Annotated in this window: 11 protein-coding genes; 1 reads left to right on the top strand and 10 read right to left on the bottom strand. The window is 47.3% G+C overall.

Annotated features, from left to right (window positions below; all coding sequences use genetic code 11):
* Window positions 1-131: 131 nt before the first annotated feature.
* From argF to EKN16_RS26135, 9 genes are all read right to left on the bottom strand, one after another.
* Window positions 132-1,088 carry an ornithine carbamoyltransferase gene (argF, locus tag EKN16_RS26175; protein ID WP_125663791.1) on the bottom strand — a complete coding sequence of 319 codons (957 nt, stop codon included), beginning with the start codon at window positions 1,086-1,088 and terminating at the stop codon, window positions 132-134.
* 30 nt (window positions 1,089-1,118) lie between these two features.
* Window positions 1,119-2,363: an acetylornithine transaminase gene (locus tag EKN16_RS26170; protein ID WP_125663788.1), complete on the bottom strand. Its 1,245-nt coding sequence runs from the start codon at window positions 2,361-2,363 to the stop codon at window positions 1,119-1,121.
* 18 nt (window positions 2,364-2,381) lie between these two features.
* The gene (gene argB / locus EKN16_RS26165) at window positions 2,382-3,170 is read right to left on the bottom strand and encodes an acetylglutamate kinase (RefSeq protein WP_125663786.1); all 789 of its coding nucleotides are present in this window, start codon (window positions 3,168-3,170) and stop codon (window positions 2,382-2,384) included.
* Window positions 3,171-3,205: 35 nt separating this feature from the next.
* Window positions 3,206-4,447, bottom strand: a complete 1,242-nt coding sequence (gene argJ, locus EKN16_RS26160; RefSeq protein WP_125663784.1) for a bifunctional ornithine acetyltransferase/N-acetylglutamate synthase — start codon at window positions 4,445-4,447, stop codon at window positions 3,206-3,208.
* Window positions 4,448-4,545: 98 nt separating this feature from the next.
* On the bottom strand, window positions 4,546-5,595 hold the full coding sequence (argC, locus tag EKN16_RS26155; protein WP_125663782.1) for an N-acetyl-gamma-glutamyl-phosphate reductase: 1,050 nt from the start codon (window positions 5,593-5,595) through the stop codon (window positions 4,546-4,548).
* Window positions 5,596-5,761: 166 nt separating this feature from the next.
* Window positions 5,762-6,691 carry a YitT family protein gene (locus EKN16_RS26150; protein WP_179955645.1) on the bottom strand — a complete coding sequence of 310 codons (930 nt, stop codon included), beginning with the start codon at window positions 6,689-6,691 and terminating at the stop codon, window positions 5,762-5,764.
* A gap of 136 nt (window positions 6,692-6,827) precedes the next feature.
* Window positions 6,828-7,935 (bottom strand): peptide chain release factor 2 gene (gene prfB, locus EKN16_RS26145; RefSeq protein WP_125663780.1). Its coding sequence is split into 2 segments (ribosomal slippage): window positions 6,828-7,862 and window positions 7,864-7,935, totalling 1,107 coding nucleotides; the frame shifts between segments, so codons are not numbered across the junction.
* Between the two features lie 54 nt (window positions 7,936-7,989).
* Complete coding sequence (secA, locus tag EKN16_RS26140) at window positions 7,990-10,497, bottom strand: preprotein translocase subunit SecA (RefSeq protein WP_125663778.1); 2,508 nt, start codon at window positions 10,495-10,497, stop codon at window positions 7,990-7,992.
* Window positions 10,498-10,678: 181 nt separating this feature from the next.
* A complete protein-coding gene (locus EKN16_RS26135; RefSeq protein WP_125663776.1) occupies window positions 10,679-16,489 on the bottom strand; it encodes a beta strand repeat-containing protein in 5,811 nt (1,936 codons plus the stop codon).
* 382 nt (window positions 16,490-16,871) lie between these two features.
* On the opposite strand from EKN16_RS26135, the gene EKN16_RS26130 reads away from it, so the two are divergent.
* Window positions 16,872-18,335, top strand: coding sequence for an IS1182 family transposase (locus tag EKN16_RS26130; RefSeq protein ID WP_197719110.1), 1,464 nt, complete (start codon window positions 16,872-16,874; stop codon window positions 18,333-18,335).
* Between the two features lie 80 nt (window positions 18,336-18,415).
* On the opposite strand, the gene ltrA is transcribed toward EKN16_RS26130, so the two are convergent.
* Complete coding sequence (ltrA, locus tag EKN16_RS26125) at window positions 18,416-19,744, bottom strand: group II intron reverse transcriptase/maturase (RefSeq protein ID WP_125663774.1); 1,329 nt, start codon at window positions 19,742-19,744, stop codon at window positions 18,416-18,418.
* Window positions 19,745-19,759 lie beyond the last annotated feature (15 nt).

The following is a 19,759-nucleotide window of genomic DNA, read 5'->3' as shown; positions in this document are numbered from 1 at the left end:
CTTGTATAAATAAAATGTCGGCTTACCGCCGCTTATTAGATCTTCTAGCTAGCTGTAAAATCCGAGGAGCAGCATCCATCTATGAAAGGTTCATATAGCTGCTCGCTCGATATCTATAGCGAATAAAAAGGCTACATAATCGCAGCCATGATGGCTTTCTGTGCATGCAATCGGTTCTCCGCTTGATCGAAAATGATCGAGTGCTTGCCGTCAATTACACCCTCGCTCACTTCTTCGCCGCGATGCGCCGGCAGACAATGCAGGAAGAGATAGTCGCTCTTCGCATACTTCACGAGTTCTTCATTGACCTGGTAGTTTGCAAAAGCAATCTCCCGCTCCTTCTGCTCCGCCTCAAAGCCCATGCTCGCCCACACATCCGTATACACAATATCTGCATCTGCAATCGCTTCTTTAGGATCATAGCACACATGAATGCGCGAGCCTGTCTCCGAAGCATTCTCCTTCGTCTGACGAACCGTTTCTTCATCGGGCTCATAACCCTCTGGCGTTGCTACGGACATATGCATGCCCAGCTTTGCTGCGCCCATCATCAGGGAGTGCACCATGTTGTTGCCATCGCCAATATAAGCGATTTTCAAGCCTTCAAGTCGTCCTTTGTGCTCCAGTACCGTTTGATAATCGGCAAGCACTTGGCAAGGGTGGGAAAGATCCGTCAACCCATTTATAACAGGAACCGTCGCACCGCGAGCAAGCTCAATAATCGTGCGATGTGCAAACGTACGGATCATAATGCCGTCCAAGTAACGAGAGAGCACCTGAGCCGTATCCGAGATCGTTTCACCGCGGCCGATTTGCAGGTCATTCCCGCTCAGGAACAGCGCATGCCCGCCGAGCTGATACATGCCCACCTCAAAGGATACCCGAGTACGCGTAGAGGACTTTTCAAAAATCATGCCGAGTGTCTTGCCTTTCAGCGGATGAAAGATCTCCCCCGCTTTTTGCTTGGTCTTCAGTTCAATAGCAAGATCAATCAGGTAACGTACTTCCTCGGGCGTGTAATCGGCAAGCTCGATGAAGTCCCGTCCCTTCAGGTTGATCGCGAGCTCTTTATTTAATAGAGATGTCATAGGTAGAACTCCTTCCTTTCTGCACATCAATTAAGCAATAATGGACGCAAGTATACTGACCGCTTGATCGATCTCCGCAGGGGTAATAAGTAGGCTTGGCAGCAGACGAATAACTTCAGGTCCTGCGCTGACAACAAGAAGTCCGCGTTTCTGACCCTCTTTAATTATATCAGCAACTGGCTTCGTACAGGCAATGCCTACGATAAGTCCTTTGCCTCGAATGCCAGTGACCACCGGGTTGCCAGCTAGCTTCTCACGAAGCTGTTTCATTAGATATTCGCCCATCTCAGCAGCACGATCAGCTACACGATCACCCACGATCGTTTCAATGGTCGCTTTTACAGCAGCAGTCGCGATTGGCGTACCGCCGAATGTCGAGCCGTGGCTTCCAGCACTGAATGCTTCAGTCAGGAAATCCTTTGCAAGCATAGCACCGACCGGGAAGCCGCTGCCGAGCGCTTTTGCCAATGTGAAGATATCCGGCTCAATGCCATAATGCTCAAAGGAGAACAGCTTGCCCGTACGTCCCATACCCGTCTGAATTTCATCGACGATCAAGAGGATCCCGCGATCCTTGCAAAGCTTGTTAACAAAGTGGACAAATGCCGGATCTACCGGAATTACGCCGCCTTCAGCCTGGATCATCTCAATCATAATCGCCGCTGTCTTATCGGTAATCGCCGCTTCTAGCGCCGCTTTATCATGAAGTGGTACGTAGCGGAAGCCTTCTGGCAATGGGCCAAAGCCTTCCTTAACCTTCTCCTGCCCTGTAGCCGTAAGCGTAGCTAATGTACGACCATGGAAGGATTTCTCGAATGTAATAACTTCGTATCGGCCGTTACCGAGCACCTTCTGGTGATAACGACGGGCAAGCTTGATTGCCGCTTCATTCGCTTCCGCACCCGAGTTGCAGAAGAACACTTGATCTGCATGGCTATTATCCGTCAGCAGCTTCGCGGCTGCTTCTTGATTAGGAATGTGGAATAGGTTAGATACATGCCACAGCTCATCTAACTGCTTCACGAGCGCTTCCTTAATTCGCTTGGGCGAATGTCCGAGGTTCGTAACCGCAATGCCGCTCATGAAATCCAAATATTTGTTCCCTTGATCATCCCAAAGATAGCTGCCCTCACCCTTTACAAGTGCAAGGGGATATCTAGCATACGTGGGAAAAAGCGAGCTCTTCGCGCTATCTGTTCCACCGCTCTTACCTGCGGACACCGATATTGCGCCATCCAATACGGATGCTGATGCTTGTTTATTGAGGTCGTTCATTATCAATCACCTCTCTTATTAGGCTTGCACAATACGTGTGCCAATTCCACTCTCTAGAACCGCTTTACTCAGAACGCCCGGCTCATCACCATTCACAATTATGACTTCACGAACGTTTCCTTGGATGCACTGGATCGCTGCGCGAACCTTCGGAATCATACCGCCGTAGATTTCACCGCTGGCAATCATCGCATTAATTTCTTCAACCGTAACGATTGGAAGTACCTGCTTCACACCGTCAATGGTCTTCATAATGCCAGGCACGTCCGTGACAACAATCATCCGCTCTACACCTAGCTGCGAAGCAACAGCTCCCGCTGCAGTGTCAGCATTGATATTGTATCGCTGTCCGGCAGCATCAATGCCGATTGGAGCGATTACAGGGATGTATCCCATTCCCATGATGCCCTCGATAATTGCGACGTTCACATCCGTTACGTCACCAACAAAACCAATCTCTGCTGAATTTGCAACAGGCTTGGCACCGATTAGCTTTCCGTCCACGCCAGATAAACCGATCGACTTGGCACCACTTTGCTGGATTTTACGTACGATTTCTTTATTAATACGTCCGGCAAGCACCATCTCTACGACATCGAGCACCTCGTCGCTCGTCTTACGCAGACCGTTCACAAACTCACTCTCAATGCCAAGCTTCGTCAAGGTTTCAGAGATTGCTGGACCGCCGCCGTGGACGATTACTGGCTTCACATCGCGCTCCTGCAGCCCTTTGAGATCCTCGAAGAAGGATGCCGGCAGCGCTGCGAGCGTACTGCCGCCGCATTTCATAACAAACCGCTGTTCCATATGTTCCTTATCCGTCCTCTCCGCTTTAGTTCGAATTAAGTACGGTAAGCTGCGTTAATTCGTACATAGTCATAGGTCAGGTCACAACCCCATGCGGTAGCTGTTCCTTCTCCCATATGCAGGTCGACGTGGATAATGACCGTATCGCCCTTCAAATAGGCAAGCGCCGCTTCCTCGTCAAATGCAACCGGACGGGACTGCGAAAGCGTTACGATATCACCAAGGCGAATATCGACTGTCTCTGGATTGACCGGCTGTCCTGCACGTCCAACTGCCGCGATAATACGGCCCCAATTCGCATCTGCACCGAATATAGCCGATTTCACAAGCGACGAGCCAATAACCGTCTTCGCGATTGCTTGCCCTGCTTCATCTGTTACAGCGCCCCGTACCTGCACTTCAACGAGCTTAGTTGCGCCCTCACCATCACGAGCAATCGCTTTGGCAAGCACCTCGCATACATAACGCAGACCCTCTGCAAAAGCTGCCCAATCGGAATGTGCTTCATTAAGCTCCTCATTCTCGGCCAGTCCGCTAGCCATCGCTACCAGCATATCATTCGTGCTTGTATCACCATCGACAGTGATCATGTTGAAGGTCAAGTCCGTTGCTTTGCGAAGTAAACGGTGCAGCGCTTCGCTGCCGATTGCCGCATCAGTTGTAACAAAACCGAGCATTGTCGCCATATTCGGGTGTATCATACCAGAGCCTTTGGATGCGCCTGCAATATGAACCTCTTTCCCATCAACAGTTACAGAGACACATACCTCTTTCTTGACCAAATCCGTTGTAAGAATCGATTGGCAAAAGTCATCCGCAGCCTCATAAGTGGACGATAACCGTGCTGGAAGCTCTGCAATTCCACCTCTTACTCGGTCCATCTTAAGTAATTCTCCAATTACACCCGTTGAAGCTACCGCTACATGCTCTATTGGCACATGGATCGCTTCAGCGAATTTATTACGCATTTCATAAGCATCTGCTTCGCCCTGCTTACCTGTACATGCGTTAGCATTACCGCTATTCACGATAATTGCGCGTAGTACGCCGCCTGCTTCAATGCTAGCACGCGTCACTTGAATCGGTGCAGCTTGAAACACGTTTGTCGTGTAAACACCGGCAGCATTTGCCGGCACCTCACACACGATAGCACCAAGATCATGACGCTCCGCTTTCTTCAAACCGCAGTGTAAACCGCCGGCACTAAAGCCCTTCGGGGTCGTGATCGAGCCTTCCGGCACGACTATGTAGGCCGGTGTAAAATTCCCCTGTCCCATTATTCACTCAAGTCTCCTTCGACAACTAGATAGATAGGCATAATTGCTTTTGCTGCAAATCACACTCACGATGAAAGCTGAAATTAGGAAGAGCGATACTAAGGATACGTAGGTACAAATTTAAGGCCCAGCGTTTCATCCCAGCCCAGCATGAGGTTTAAGTTCTGAATGGCTTGCCCAGCTGCGCCTTTAACCAGATTATCGATTACGGATATGATCGTGACGCGTCCCGTTCTCTCATCCACCGAGAAGCCGATATCACAATAGTTGGAGCCCCACACTTCTTTGGTAGTTGGCCACGTACCCGTATTACGGACACGAACAAAAGGGCGACCTTCATAGTAATTGCGATATAACGATACAAAATCCTCATCTGTAAGCGTACCATTCACTGAGGCATATATCGTACTCATAATCCCCCGGGTCATTGGGACGAGATGCGTAGTAAAGGTTGTAATCACAGGCTTGCCTGCAGCATCGCTGAGCACTTGCTCAATTTCTGGTATATGTTGATGTTTATTTAGCTTATAAGCTTTAAAGTTCTCGTTGAGCTCTGAGAAATGCGTACCCAGATTCACTCCGCGCCCTGCACCGGACACGCCAGTCTTGGCGTCAATAATAATTGTCGAAGGATCAATAAAGCCTGCTTTTACCGCTGGAACAAGGCCAAGCAGTGTAGCTGTTGGAAAACAGCCTGGATTGGATACAAAATCAACCCCGCGAACTGCATCACCGTAAATCTCCGATAATCCATATACGGCTTGGTCAATATAAATTTGATCCGCAGCTTCCTTCTTATACCACATCTCGTATTGTTCACGTGATTTCAAGCGGTAATCGCCGGAGATATCAATAACCTTCAAGCCTACTTCCAGCAAAGAGGGAACTAATTTAGCTGCTATCCCTGCCGGTGTTGCAATAAAAACAACGTCAGCTTTGCTCTTAATCAGCTCCGGGTTAACATCATCCAACAAGTCGGTGCGAATTTCAGTTAGATGCGGAAATCCCTCCGCGATCGGCGCGCCTGCACTCGAAGATGAAATGACCGATGTCACTTCTGCCTGTGGGTGACTAGCGAGCAGCCGAATGAGCTCCACGCCACCGTATCCGGTCGATCCGATAATCGCTACTTTCACTTTCGAACTCATACCTGTTTCTCTCCCATCCGTAACTTGCTAGCTTTTTCCTGCCATCCTTCATTGTACATGATTCTGTCGGATAGAGAAATCAGCTTTCACTTTGTATTATTATACATATGTATTCATATAAATTCAATGATAAAATCGTTGACTTTCCCTCGTCTGCCTGGCTCCATTACGGCAAACTAAACCCCTCACCCAGTACCTCCGCCGTATCGCTAATAATGACAAAAGCATTCCTATCTGCAGCTCGGACTAGCTGTTTAAGCTTCGAAACTTCTCCTCTTCCAACGACAACCATCAGTACCGTTCGCGCTTCTCCGGTATAACCCCCGCGACCATCGAGTTGGGTCAGACCACGATCCAAATCATGCAGAACCACTTCCGTAATGGCAGCCGGTCGATCCGAAATAATAAAAGCTACCTTGGAAATAGCCAGGCCCGTCTGTACAAAATCAATCGTTTTCGTCGTTGCGAATAAGCCGACAAGTGCATAAAGTGCATTTTCTGGAGCGATTATGATGCCTGCCGCGGCGATAACCACGCCATCGAAACAGGCAACAGCAAGTCCAAGCCGGAGACCCGTATAGCGATGAAGCAGCTGTGCGGCCAAATCCAGACCGCCAGTCGAGCTGCGTCCGCGGAAAACAAGACCAAGGCCGGCCCCTACACCAATCCCCCCGTATATGGAGGCTAGCATGGCATTATCTGTTAGCGGCTTGAAGTGCGACGTGAGCAGCACAAGCAGCGGCAGAAGGAAGGAGCCCAGCGCTGTCTTGAGTGCAAAACGTTTACCGAGCAGCCAGAGACCAAGAAAGAAAAGCGGCACGTTAATCGCCCACTGCATATAAGCAGGCGGAAACCCCGTCATCCGGTTCACCAGAATCGAAATCCCTGATACACCGCCTGAAGCGATGCCGAGCGGCACCAAAAAGACATTAAAACTCACCGCAATAAGGAACGACCCCAAGATCAGTAATAAAATACTGAATATGGTTTCCAAGCGCGGGTTAACTTTACGCTGGCGTTTATCCTTTGCGCTGCTTTCATGCCTTTGGTGGTCCGTTAGTTCTTTATTCAGCTGATTCGTTAGTTCTTTATCCATCTGATCCGCACTTCGATCTGATTTATCTGCCATCTCTGTTTCATCGCCCTTCCCATATACAAAAAAGAGTTCCCACACCTTTACAGTGTAGGAACTCTTCCCTTTACCTATGCATGAGTCTTGCTTGATTATCCAATTATTCGTGGCGAATTTTGTTACGTAAGTAACCATCAATAAACAAATCCAGATCGCCATCCATAACTGCACCTACGTTGCCGGTCTCAACCGATGTCCGATGATCCTTCACCATGCTGTACGGATGAAAAACATACGAACGAATCTGGCTTCCCCAAGCAATCTCGGATTGCTCACCGCGAATCTCTGCAAGATGCTTCTGCTGTTCTTCGATCTTACGCTCATAAAGCTTAGATCGCAGCATCTGCATCGCCCGTTCACGGTTCTGAATTTGCGAGCGCTGCGTTTGACAAGAAACGACGATGCCTGACGGCACATGTGTGATCCGGATAGCCGATTCGGTTTTGTTGATGTGCTGACCTCCCGCGCCGCTGGCACGATACGTATCCACCTTCAAATCCTCCGAGCGAATATCAATCTCAATCGTGTCATCAATCTCTGGCATGATATCACATGACGCGAATGACGTATGCCGACGACCCGATGCGTCGAAAGGCGAGATCCGAACTAAGCGATGGACGCCTTTCTCTGATTTCAAATAGCCGTAGGCATTATAACCTTTGACCGAAATCGTCACACTCTTAATACCTGCTTCATCACCTGCCAGATAATCAAGCAGCTCCACCTTGAAGCCATGCTTCTCTGCCCAGCGTGTGTACATCCGGTAAAGCATTTGACCCCAATCCTGCGATTCGGTTCCGCCTGCACCTGGATGAAGCTCCAGAATCGCGTTCAGCTTGTCATACGGCTCATTGAGCAGCAGTTGAAGCTCAAACTCGTTAACTTTGCTTACGAGACCCTTCACGCTCTTGGTAATATCGGCTTCCAACGACTCGTCGTCTTCTTCCTCCGCCAGCTCAAGCATCGTTTGCAAATCTTCACGCTCGCTTGCCATTCGTTCATATTGATCAACAACCGATTTGACTGCATTCAGCTCAGCAATTGTGCTTTGTGCCCGATCATTGTCATCCCAGAAATCGGGAGCCGTCATCTTCTCTTCGAAGTTGGCGATCATCTCGTTCTTAATATCTAAGTCAAAGTGACCCCCTAAGCTCTTGGAGCCGCTTCGTCATTTCACGCAGATCTTGCTTAACTGATATATCAATCATGACTGAGCTTCACCTCAAAATCGTATTCTGCCCTACCCTATGCGGGAGGCAGCATTATTGTCCATGACACTGCTTATATTTCTTGCCGCTGCCACATGGACATGGATCGTTGCGGCCGATACGATCGTCTTTCTTGATGGGGCGATTCGGCTGCGGCTCACTGCTTCCGCCAGATTCCGTTTGCCCTTTAGCAACCTCTTGACGCTCTAGATTGCTCTCCACATGTGCTTTCATAATATATTTGGAAACTTCTTCCTGGATATTCTCGATCATTTCCTTAAACATCTCGAAGCCCTCAAATTGATATTCGCGCAGTGGATCGGTACCGCCGTATGCCCGCAAGTGAATCCCTTGACGAAGCTGATCCATCGCGTCGATATGGTCCATCCATTTGCTATCTACCGCACGCAATACGACAACCTTCTCGAATTCGCGCATGGTATCGACACCGATTTCCTCTTCACGTTGGTCGTATAATTCAAGCACCTTTGTGTTAAGGAATTCGATAATCTCTTCTTTTTCCTTGCCCCATAGATCATCCTTCGTAATCATGCCTTCATGAAGGAAATTACCTTGTGCATAATCGACGATCTCTTCAAGCTCCCAGTTCTCTGGCACTTCATCGCTTGGACAGTGTGCTGACACGATACGCTCGATAACCGGTGTGATCATTTCGATTACGATCTGACGGATATTCTCCGAGTAGAGCACTTCACGGCGCTGTTTATAAATAATTTCGCGCTGCTGGTTCATTACATCATCGTACTGCAGGACGATTTTCCGCTGATCAAAGTTACTGCCCTCCACCCGTTTCTGAGCAGATTCGATCGCACGCGAGATTAAGCGGCTCTCAATAGGCTGATCTTCATCGAAACCAAGACGCTCCATCATTCCCATAATATTCTCAGAACCGAAACGGCGCATCAACTCATCTTCTAGCGATAGATAGAATTGTGACGAGCCCGGATCTCCTTGACGTCCAGCACGACCACGCAGCTGGTTATCAATACGACGGCTTTCATGACGCTCAGTACCGATAATATGAAGGCCACCTAGTGATTGAACCGTTTCGCCAAGAAGGATGTCTGTACCACGGCCTGCCATATTCGTTGCGATCGTAACCGAGTCGGATTCTCCCGCACGCGAGATAATCTCTGCTTCTTCCGCATGATACTTCGCATTCAGTACCTTATGCGTTATGCCGCGCTTTTTCAGCATCTCAGACAAACGCTCTGAGTTCTCGATGGATACCGTACCCACAAGAACAGGCTGCTTCTTGCTATGTCGACTTACGATTTCCTCAACAACCGCTTTAAACTTGCCGTTTTCCGTCTTGTAAACGACATCTGCAATATCATTACGGACCATTTGGCGGTTAGTTGGGACTTGAATAACATCAAGACCGTAAATTTTCTTGAATTCTTCTTCCTCTGTCTTCGCTGTACCCGTCATACCGGCAAGCTTACGATACATACGGAAGTAGTTCTGGAAGGTAATCGTCGCAAGGGTCATGCTCTCGTTCTGAACCTTTATCTCTTCCTTTGCTTCAATCGCTTGATGCAAGCCATCGCTATAACGACGACCTGACATGAGACGACCAGTGAACTCATCAACGATGATAACTTCTTCGTCCTGTACGACATAGTCGACATCACGTTTCATAATCGCATGCGCTTTGAGCGCCTGTTGAAGATGGTGGTAGAGCAGCACATTCGCATGATCGAATAAATTCTCAATGCCAAAAGCTTTCTCTGCCTTCTCAACGCCAGCTTCCGTAATTGTAACGGAACGAACTTTGATATCTATGGTGTAATCTTCTTCTTCTTTAAGGCGCTTCACGAAGCGGTCAGCGGCAAAATACATCTCCGTCGACTTCGCAGCTTGTCCAGAAATAATAAGCGGCGTCCGTGCTTCATCCACGAGAATGGAATCCACTTCATCGATGATAGCATAATAAAGTGGACGCTGTACCATCTGTTCCTTGTACAGCACCATATTATCGCGTAAATAGTCGAAACCAAACTCATTGTTCGTACCATATGTGATGTCACATGCGTACGCTTCTTGCTTCTGTTCATGGCTGAGGCCATGCATGTTACAGCCTACAGTCAGACCCAGAAAATTATATAGCTGTCCCATTTGCTCGCTATCACGAAGGGCTAGGTAATCATTGACTGTAACAACATGAACACCTCTACCAAGCAGTGCGTTCAAATAAACCGAAAGGGTAGCAACAAGTGTTTTCCCTTCCCCGGTTTTCATTTCTGAGATTTGGCCATTATGAAGCACCATACCACCGATGAGCTGAACGTCGTAATGACGTTTGTCCAGCACTCGCTTAGATGCTTCCCGTACGACGGCGAATGCCTCTGGGAGCAGTGAATCGATATCCTCGCCTTTTTCGAGAAGAGCTTTAAACTCATCCGTCTTGCCTCGAAGTGCTTCATCCGAAAGCTGCGAGATTTGTGGCTCTAGTCCATTAATTTCCTCTACGGTGCGGAGCAAACGCTTAATCTCTCGTTCATTGGCGTCTCCGAATAATTTCTTCACAAGTCCGAGCATGGCCTTCCCCTTTCGATATTACGCCTGTTTGCATAAATTGTATCAGTTTAAGGCCGTTCTCGCAATGTGAGTGATAAGTAGAAGCTATTAATTTCCTTGATTTGCATGTCTGGAGTCAAAAAAAAAACTTGGCCTCTGTAGATTATACAGAAGCCAAGAGGTGAACTAGTATTTGTAATGATTACTCTGCAATATAATCTTTAACTACACGTGTACTTTCAGCCTTATTGCCTTTTGTGATGGTCACGTATACTTTGCCTGCATTCACGGAAAGCTGGTCAATAAGAACATTGACAGATGTTTTTCCGTTAGCTACTGTTGCCGTTCCAACTGAAGTTCCTCCAGTTGCAACATTGTATACTGTTACTACGTCACCAGCTTCTAAGCCTGTTACTCTCACAATATCCGATGCGCCATCATTGTTTAATACAACGATATTAGCTGCCACTGCTGGAGCTGTAATTTCTGTTTCGTATGCTTTTGCAGTTCTTGTGCTTTCCAGCTTGCCTGCGCTCTTCACGCTTACATACACGTTGCCTGCTGCTGCTCCAAGTTGGTCAATCGTAACAGTTGCTTCTGTTGCTCCATCCGCTACGGTTGCTGTTCCAATCGCTGTGCCGCCTGTTGCCACACTGTACACGTTCACAACGTCACCTGCTGCCAGGCCAGTTACAACTACTTTATCATCTACGCCGACTTTGTTGTTCGTTGCAGTAATGTTTGCCGCTACTGGGGCTACAGATACGGGTTCAGTCACATAAACTTTTGCCGTACGTGCGCTTTCCAGTTTGTTCGCTTTTGTTACTGTTACATAAGCCGTTCCGCCGATTGCTGTTAACAGATCTGTTTTGGAGATTGTTGCTTCTGTTGCTCCATCTGCTACAGTTGCTGTTTCTTGAACGGTACCGCCTGTCGCCACGTTATACAAGTTCACAACGTCACCTGCTGCTAGGCCAGTTACTTTCACCGTATCTGCGCTGCCTGTTGCATTGTTCACGACTGTAATCGCTGTTGCCAATGGGGCCACAGTCGTTTCTGTATCATACGCTTTTAGCGTTCTTACGCTCTCCAGCTTGTCTGTGCTCTTCACGCTTACATACACGCTGCCTGCTGCTGCTCCAAGTTGGTCAATCGTAACAGTTGCTTCTGTTGCTCCATCCGCTACGGTTGCTGTTCCAATCGCTGTGCCGCCTGTTGCTGCTTTGAACACACTTACAACATCGCCAGCTACCAAGCCAGTTACAACTACTTTATCATCTACGCCGACTTTGTTGTTCGTTGCCGTAATGTTTGCCGCTACTGGGGCTGCAGATACAGGTTCAGTCACATAAACTTTTGCCGTACGTGCGCTTTCCAGTTTGTTCGCTTTTGTTACTGTTACATAAGCCGTTCCGCCGATTGCTGTTAACAGATCTGTTTTGGAGATCGTTGCTTCTGTTGCTCCATCTGCTACAGTTGCTGTTTCTTGAACGGTACCGCCTGTCGCCACGTTATACAAGTTCACAACGTCACCTGCTGCTAGGCCAGTTACTTTCACCGTATCTGCGCTGCCTGTTGCATTGTTCACGACTGTAATCGCTGTTGCCAATGGGGCCACAGTCGTTTCTGTATCATACGCTTTTAGCGTTCTTACGCTCTCCAGCTTGTCTGTGCTCTTCACGCTTACATACACGCTGCCTGCTGCTGCTCCAAGCTGCTCGATCGTAATCGTTGCTTCTGTTGCTCCATCCGCTACGGTTGCTGTTCCAATCGCTGTGCCGCCTGTTGCCGCTTTGAACACACTCACAACATCGCCAGCTGTCAGGCCAGTTACAACTACTTTATCATCTACGCCGACTTTGTTGTTCGTTGCAGTAATGTTTGCCGCTACTGGGGCTACAGATACGGGTTCAGTCACATAAACTTTTGCCGTACGTGCGCTTTCCAGTTTGTTCGCTTTTGTTACTGTTACATAAGCCGTTCCGCCTATTGCTGTTAACAGATCTGTTTTAGAGATTGTTGCTTCTGTTGCTCCATCTGCTACGGTTGCTGTTTCTATCACTGTACCGCCTGTCGCTACGTTATACAAGTTCACAACGTCACCTGCTGCTAGGCCAGTTACTTTCACCGTATCTGCGCTGCCTGTTGCATTGTTCACGACTGTAATCGCTGTTGCCAATGGGGCCACAGTCGTTTCTGTATCATACGCTTTTAGCGTTCTTACGCTCTCCAGCTTGTCTGTGCTCTTCACGCTTACATACACGCTGCCTGCTGCTGCTCCAAGCTGCTCGATCGTGATCGTTGCTGTCGTTTCACCTTCCGCTACGGTTGCTGTTCCAATCGCTGTGCCGCCTGTTGCTGCTTTGAACACACTTACAACATCGCCAGCTACCAAGCCAGTTACAACTACTTTATCATCTACGCCGACTTTGTTGTTCGTTGCCGTAATGTTTGCCGCTACTGGGGCTGCAGATACAGGTTCAGTCACATAAACTTTTGCCGTACGTGCGCTTTCCAGTTTGTTCGCTTTTGTTACTGTTACATAAGCCGTTCCGCCGATTGCTGTTAACAGATCTGTTTTGGAGATCGTTGCTTCTGTTGCTCCATTTGCTACAGTTGCTGTTTCTAGAACGGTACCGCCTGTCGCCACGTTATACAAGTTCACAACGTCACCTGCTGCTAGGCCAGTTACTTTCACCGTATCTGCGCTGCCTGTTGCATTGTTCACGACTGTAATCGCTGTTGCCAATGGGGCCACAGTCGTTTCTGTATCATACGCTTTTAGCGTTCTTACGCTCTCCAGCTTGTCTGTGCTCTTCACGCTTACATACACGCTGCCTGCTGCTGCTCCAAGCTGCTCGATCGTGATCGTTGCTGTCGTTTCACCTTCTGCTACGGTCGCTGTTCCAATCGCTGTGCCGCCTGTTGCTGCTTTGAACACACTTACAACATCGCCAGCTACCAAGCCAGTTACAACTACTTTATCATCTACGCCGACTTTGTTGTTCGTTGCCGTAATGTTTGCCGCTACTGGGGCTGCAGATACAGGTTCAGTCACATAAACTTTTGCCGTACGTGCGCTTTCCAGTTTGTTCGCTTTTGTTACTGTTACATAAGCCGTTCCGCCGATTGCTGTTAACAGATCTGTTTTGGAGATTGTTGCTTCTGTTGCTCCATCTGCTACAGTTGCTGTTTCTTGAACGGTACCGCCTGTCGCCACGTTATACAAGTTCACAACGTCACCTGCTGCTAGGCCAGTTACTTTCACCGTATCTGCGCTGCCTGTTGCATTGTTCGTTACCGTAATGGCTGTTGCCACTGGAGCTGTACTGATTTCTGCATCATATGCATCAGTTATTCTTGCGCTCTCCAGCTTACCTGTGCTCTTCACGCTTACATACACGCTGCCTGCTGCTGCTCCAAGTTGGTCAATCGTAACAGTTGCTTCTGTTGCTCCATCCGCTACGGTTGCTGTTCCAATCGCTGTGCCGCCTGTTGCTGCTTTGAACACACTTACAACATCGCCAGCTACCAAGCCAGTTACAACTACTTTATCATCTACGCCGACTTTGTTGTTCGTTGCCGTAATGTTTGCCGCTACTGGGGCTGCAGATACAGGTTCAGTCACATAAACTTTTGCCGTACGTGCGCTTTCCAGTTTGTTCGCTTTTGTTACTGTTACATAAGCCGTTCCGCCGATTGCTGTTAACAGATCTGTTTTGGAGATTGTTGCTTCTGTTGCTCCATCTGCTACAGTTGCTGTTTCTTGAACGGTACCGCCTGTCGCCACGTTATACAAGTTCACAACGTCACCTGCTGCTAGGCCAGTTACTTTCACCGTATCTGCGCTGCCTGTTGCATTGTTCGTTACCGTAATGGCTGTTGCCACTGGAGCTGTACTGATTTCTGCATCATATGCATCAGTTATTCTTGCGCTCTCCAGCTTACCTGTGCTCTTCACGCTTACATACACGCTGCCTGCTGCTGCTCCAAGTTGGTCAATCGTAACAGTTGCTTCTGTTGCTCCATCCGCTACGGTTGCTGTTCCAATCGCTGTGCCGCCTGTTGCTGCTTTGAACACACTTACAACATCGCCAGCTACCAAGCCAGTTACAACTACTTTATCATCTACGCCGACTTTGTTGTTCGTTGCCGTAATGTTTGCCGCTACTGGGGCTGCAGATACAGGTTCAGTCACATAAACTTTTGCCGTACGTGCGCTTTCCAGTTTGTTCGCTTTTGTTACTGTTACATAAGCCGTTCCGCCGATTGCTGTTAACAGATCTGTTTTGGAGATCGTTGCTTCTGTTGCTCCATCTGCTACAGTTGCTGTTTCTAGAACGGTACCGCCTGTTGCTACGTTATATACATTCACAACGTCACCTGCTGCTAGGCCAGTTACTTTCACCGTATCTGCGCTGCCTGTTGCATTGTTCGTTACAGTAATAGCTGTTGCCACTGGGGCTGTAGTGATTTCTGCATCATAAGCATCAGTTATTCTTGCGCTCTCCAGCTTACCTGTGCTCTTCACGCTTACATACACGCTGCCTGCTGCTGCTCCAAGCTGCTCGATCGTGATCGTTGCTGTCGTTTCACCTTCTGCTACGGTTGCTGTTCCAATCGCTGTACCGCCTGTTGCTGCTTTGAACACACTCACGACATCGCCAGCTGCCAAGCCAGTTACAACTACTTTATCATCTACGCCGACTTTGTTATTCGTTGCCGTAATGTTCGCTGCTACTGGGGCTGCAGATACGGGTTCAGTCACATAGGCTTTCGCCGTACGCGCGCTTTCCAGTTTGTTCGCTTTTGTTACTGTTACATAAGCCGTTCCGCCGATTGCTGTTAACAGATCTGTTTTGGAGATTGTTGCTTCTGTTGCTCCATCTGCTACAGTTGCTGTTTCTAGAACGGTACCGCCTGTCGCCACGTTATATACATTCACAACGTCACCTGCTGCTAGGCCAGTTACTTTCACCGTATCTGCGCTACCTGTTGAATTGTTAGTTACAGTGATGGCTGTTGCTACTGGTGCCACAGACGTTTCTGAATCATACGCTTTAAGCGTTCTTGCGCTCTCAAGCTTGTCTGTGCTCTTCACGCTTACATACACGCTGCCTGCTGCTGCTCCAAGTTGGTCAATCGTAACAGTTGCTTCTGTGGCTCCATCCGCTACCGTTGCTGTTCCAATCGTTGTGCCGCCTGTCGCTGCTTTGTACACATTTACAACATCACCTGCAACTAGACCGGTTACAGTTACTTTATCTTGTACACCTGCCTTATTGTTAGCAATGCTGATAGTTCCAGCCGCCAGCACTGTAGATACAGGTTCACTCAAATATGTTTTTGATGTACGCAAGCTTTCCAATTTGTTTACCTTCGTTACCGAAACCTGTGCAGTTCCACCAGTTGGCGTTAACAGATCTGCTTTGGAAACAGTAACTTCCGTTTGGCCATCTACAACTGTTGCACTTTCAACAACAGCCCCATAAACGGTTACTACGTCACCTACGGATACACCTGTAACTTTAACAGTATCGGCACTACCTGTTTTTTCATTATTTATTGTGATTGCCGTTGCCAATGGTGCTACAGAAGTTTCGGAATCATAAGCTTTAACGACACGCGTACTTTCAGTATCCGTTCCGTTGCCACTTGTTACCGTGACATATATACTTCCGGCCGCACTACCAATTTGACTAATGGAGACAATTGCTTCTGTCGTACCGGCTCCTACCGTTGTTGAGCCCAGAAGTGTACCTGCTGTTGCTGCGTTATATACCTTCACAACATCGCCTTCAGCAAGACCGGTTACTTTCACCGTATCATTGACTCCTGCCTTATTGTTGGCGACAGTAATGGATGCTGCTAATGGCGAAGCTGTTCCAGCGGCGAATCCAATAGCGGGGCTCACTGTTGATAATAGTAATGTTGCGCCTAACAATCCTGTTGCTAGTCTAATAGACTTGGACTTAGCCTTCGGCTGAACTTTTGACTTTGGCTTTAATTTCATTTGGCTTTGCCTCCACAGTAGTAGTAGTTAACTACTATTACTATCGGAAAGTGCTTCCAAATTATTTAGGTATATTTTCACATGTAAATTGTTTATTTATAAGAATCTGTAGAAATTTGGCGAATTGGAATGATGTTATTTCTTACAACAGCGCGTTCGCAGCATGGAATATCAAGTGCATCAGGAGACATCTTCTTAAAGTTTACTAAAGAGAGATTTCTTTCTTCGTTTACAAGCAAAATCGAGTAGGCCCATGCGCAATTGCATGGGCCTCTCACAGATCCGGACGTCAGACTGTCTAACAATTATTAATAAATCTTTGTTGTTGGCATGGAAATGAATGGTCTTTGTCGAATCTCTATATAAAAGGAGATGAGCGTTTATGCCTTTTATCAAAGGTGAAGATAGAAATCAAATTCATTTACTTCCAAATACGTTGGATGACTTTGTCGAAGAAGAAAGTCCTGTACGAGTCATCGACGCTTACGTCGATTGTTTGGCTTTGGAAGAATTGGGGTTTCAGGTGTATTCGGGAGCCAGAGCGGGCCAAAAACCTTATCGTCGGGAAGATCTTCTCAAACTCTATCTTTACTGTTATATAAATGGTATTCGTTCTTCTCGTAAAATGGAAACCGAAACGAAAAGAAATATTGAACTGATGTGGTTAATTAGCAAGCTCCAGCCAGACCACGGCACTTTATCTGCTTTCATGAGGAATAACCAAGCAGCCATAAAAAAGCTGTTTAGAGAGTTCACCTTAATGTTAAAAGGTTTCGGGTTGATTGATGGCCAACTTGTCGCGATTGACGGCACAAAAATAAAGGCAAATTGCTCTAAAAAGCAACACTTTAATGCCAATATTGTCAGCAAGAAATTAGAGCATATCGATGAAAAAATAGATGCATATTTGCGTGACTTTTTAACGGAGGATAATCGCCAAAAAAAACAGGAAATCACTGATAAGTTAGAGGTCTATCAGAAGAGAATGCATGAGTTGCAGATAATTAAAGAAGAACTTAAGGAAACAGGTGAAAACCAGCTTTGTGTTACCGACCCAGATGCCAAATCAATGAAAAACAACGGAAAGCATGAAGTTTGTTTCAATGTTCAAACTGCAGTGGACAGCAAATATAAACTAATCGTGGACTGCGATACGGTCAATGATGTCAACGACCAAGGGCAGTTGTCTAATATGGCGCATAAAACAAAACAGGTTTTTCCTGATCAAAAAACTACAATTGTCGCCGATACAGGCTATTATAATTATCTTGAAATCATCGACGTTGTCGACGAAAGCACAGAACTCTTAATTAAGCCGCAAAAGGGAAAGCAAACCAAAGTGGCAAGTGGATTTGATAAAGCGAACTTTAAATATGATTCCATAAACGATAGATATATTTGCCCGTTGGGTTATGAATTACCTTTCAAATGGAATGGAAAACAAGATGGGAAAGAGTATAAGCGTTACACTTGCGAAGCCTTCGATTTTTGCGGACAAAAAGAGTCCTGTACTTCTGCCAAAGGCGGAAGGGCGGTAACCAGGCTTAGTGACGAAGAAGTGATCGAACAGATTACCGAAAATACGCGTAGACAAAGTAATATTTATAAGCAAAGAGGGCAAATTGTTGAGCACCCTTTCGGGACGATAAAACGTCACTGGGGCTATACATACTTTTTAACACGAGGGTTGGCATCAGTAGGTACTGAGACCAATTTGATTTGTCTTGCCTATAATTTAAAGAGAATAATCAAAATAATAGGTGTGAAGGAGCTCATACGTCTCTTAAGAGACCGAGCTCCTTTGATTTTAAAAATGTATAACGTTTATTTGAGCAAAATAGCATGAATCCACGTTTTAAAGAGTACTCAGCAATCAGTTGTTAGACAGTCTGACGTGCGGGTCATCGCATCCGGCTCCTCCAGTCACTATCCCCGCTGGGGATGAAGTTCTTTGTAAATAGCAAGCAAACTACTTAGACCTATTTCTTCAAACCATGTATTCGGCATGGCATACTGGGCGTAAGTGGAATGTGAGCTTCTCCACGCTGTCATTCGGAGACCGGGTAACTCTTTGTTATCCCATCCTCGTCTTCGCATTTCGCGGTGGAGTTTTCTCACTTTCTTCCAACTTCGTAGCTGTACAGAGCGGAGTCGCCTTCTTATCCACGCATCGAGGTCTCGAAATCGGTTCCTCACATCACCTGTTCCAAAGTATCTTCCCCATCCCCGCAAGTACGGGTTTAGCACCTTCTTCACCAATCTTTTCACATCGACCGTTTGGTTCCTTCTCGTGATCGTCTTCACCCGTTCTTTAAATTTCCCCATCGCCTTTGCTGAAGGAGTCATCCATTTGCCTGGCTTAAATTCATGCCCAAGGAACACGAATGCCTCCCGCTTGCTGTTCACGATTTTCGTTTTCTCCGGGTGAACCGTCAGTCCCATTTCTCTTTCAAGTAACCGAACCACTGACTTCAACACACGTTCGGCCCCTTTATGCGTTTTACAACAGATGACAAAATCATCAGCGTACCTGGTTAGTCGATGCCCTCGTTCACTCATCATTTGATCGAGTGGGTGAAGATAGATGTTGGCTAATAGTGGACTGATCACGCCTCCCTGTGGCGTCCCATGGTCATTCATCTGGAAACTGCCACCTTCTAGCACACCTGCTTTCAGGAATTGCTTTAGCAGTTCCAGTACACTTCCATCAACCACCGTTTCTTTCACCATTCCTATCAGCTTTTCGTGAGGAATCGTGTCAAAGTACGATTTTAGATCAGCGTCTATGACATAGCGAAATCCGCTATCTAAATCTTGTCGGATTTTCTCTAATGCCATGTGAGCACTTCTCCCAGGTCGGAATCCATAACTGCAGTCCATAAACTTCGCTTCAAAGATGGGTTCCAGTATACGTTTTGCCGCCGCTTGAACGACTCGGTCTCCTACGGTAGGTATGCCTAGGGGTCTTTGCGTACCGTCTGCTTTCGGAATATAGACGCGCCTGACCGGCTTTGGCCGATACGTTTTACTTTTGAGCGCCTGCTCAAGCACTTCTAGATGGTGTTCGAGCTTAGATTCAAATGCCTTTATAGTCATTTGATCGATTCCTGCCGCACCTCGGTTTCGCTTCACCTCTTTAAAAGCTTCCTCCAGGTTTGGTTTTGCCCAGATCTTGTCGATTAGGCTGTACCATTTTCGTCCTTCTTGCTTCTTTACTCCTTCACGTGAGTCATTGTTCTGCTCTTGTTCCCCCATGCTCGTTCTCCTTCC

This window comes from Paenibacillus baekrokdamisoli (assembly GCF_003945345.1).
GTDB lineage: Bacteria > Bacillota > Bacilli > Paenibacillales > Paenibacillaceae > Paenibacillus_Z > Paenibacillus_Z baekrokdamisoli.
Note: the sequence above shows the minus strand (reverse complement) of the source record. Positions and strands in the feature narration are given on the sequence as shown.

Coding starts and splice junctions, on each gene's coding strand:
- argB (WP_125663786.1), bottom strand. CDS start 3,170: ATGGAACAGCGGTTTGTTATGAAATGCGGCGGCAGTACGCTCGCAGCG.
- secA (WP_125663778.1), bottom strand. CDS start 10,497: ATGCTCGGACTTGTGAAGAAATTATTCGGAGACGCCAATGAACGAGAG.
- EKN16_RS26135 (WP_125663776.1), bottom strand. CDS start 16,489: ATGAAATTAAAGCCAAAGTCAAAAGTTCAGCCGAAGGCTAAGTCCAAG.
- argJ (WP_125663784.1), bottom strand. CDS start 4,447: ATGGGACAGGGGAATTTTACACCGGCCTACATAGTCGTGCCGGAAGGC.
- argF (WP_125663791.1), bottom strand. CDS start 1,088: ATGACATCTCTATTAAATAAAGAGCTCGCGATCAACCTGAAGGGACGG.
- ltrA (WP_125663774.1), bottom strand. CDS start 19,744: ATGGGGGAACAAGAGCAGAACAATGACTCACGTGAAGGAGTAAAGAAG.
- EKN16_RS26170 (WP_125663788.1), bottom strand. CDS start 2,363: ATGAACGACCTCAATAAACAAGCATCAGCATCCGTATTGGATGGCGCA.
- EKN16_RS26150 (WP_179955645.1), bottom strand. CDS start 6,691: ATGGATAAAGAACTAACGAATCAGCTGAATAAAGAACTAACGGACCAC.
- EKN16_RS26130 (WP_197719110.1), top strand. CDS start 16,872: ATGCCTTTTATCAAAGGTGAAGATAGAAATCAAATTCATTTACTTCCA.
- argC (WP_125663782.1), bottom strand. CDS start 5,595: ATGAGTTCGAAAGTGAAAGTAGCGATTATCGGATCGACCGGATACGGT.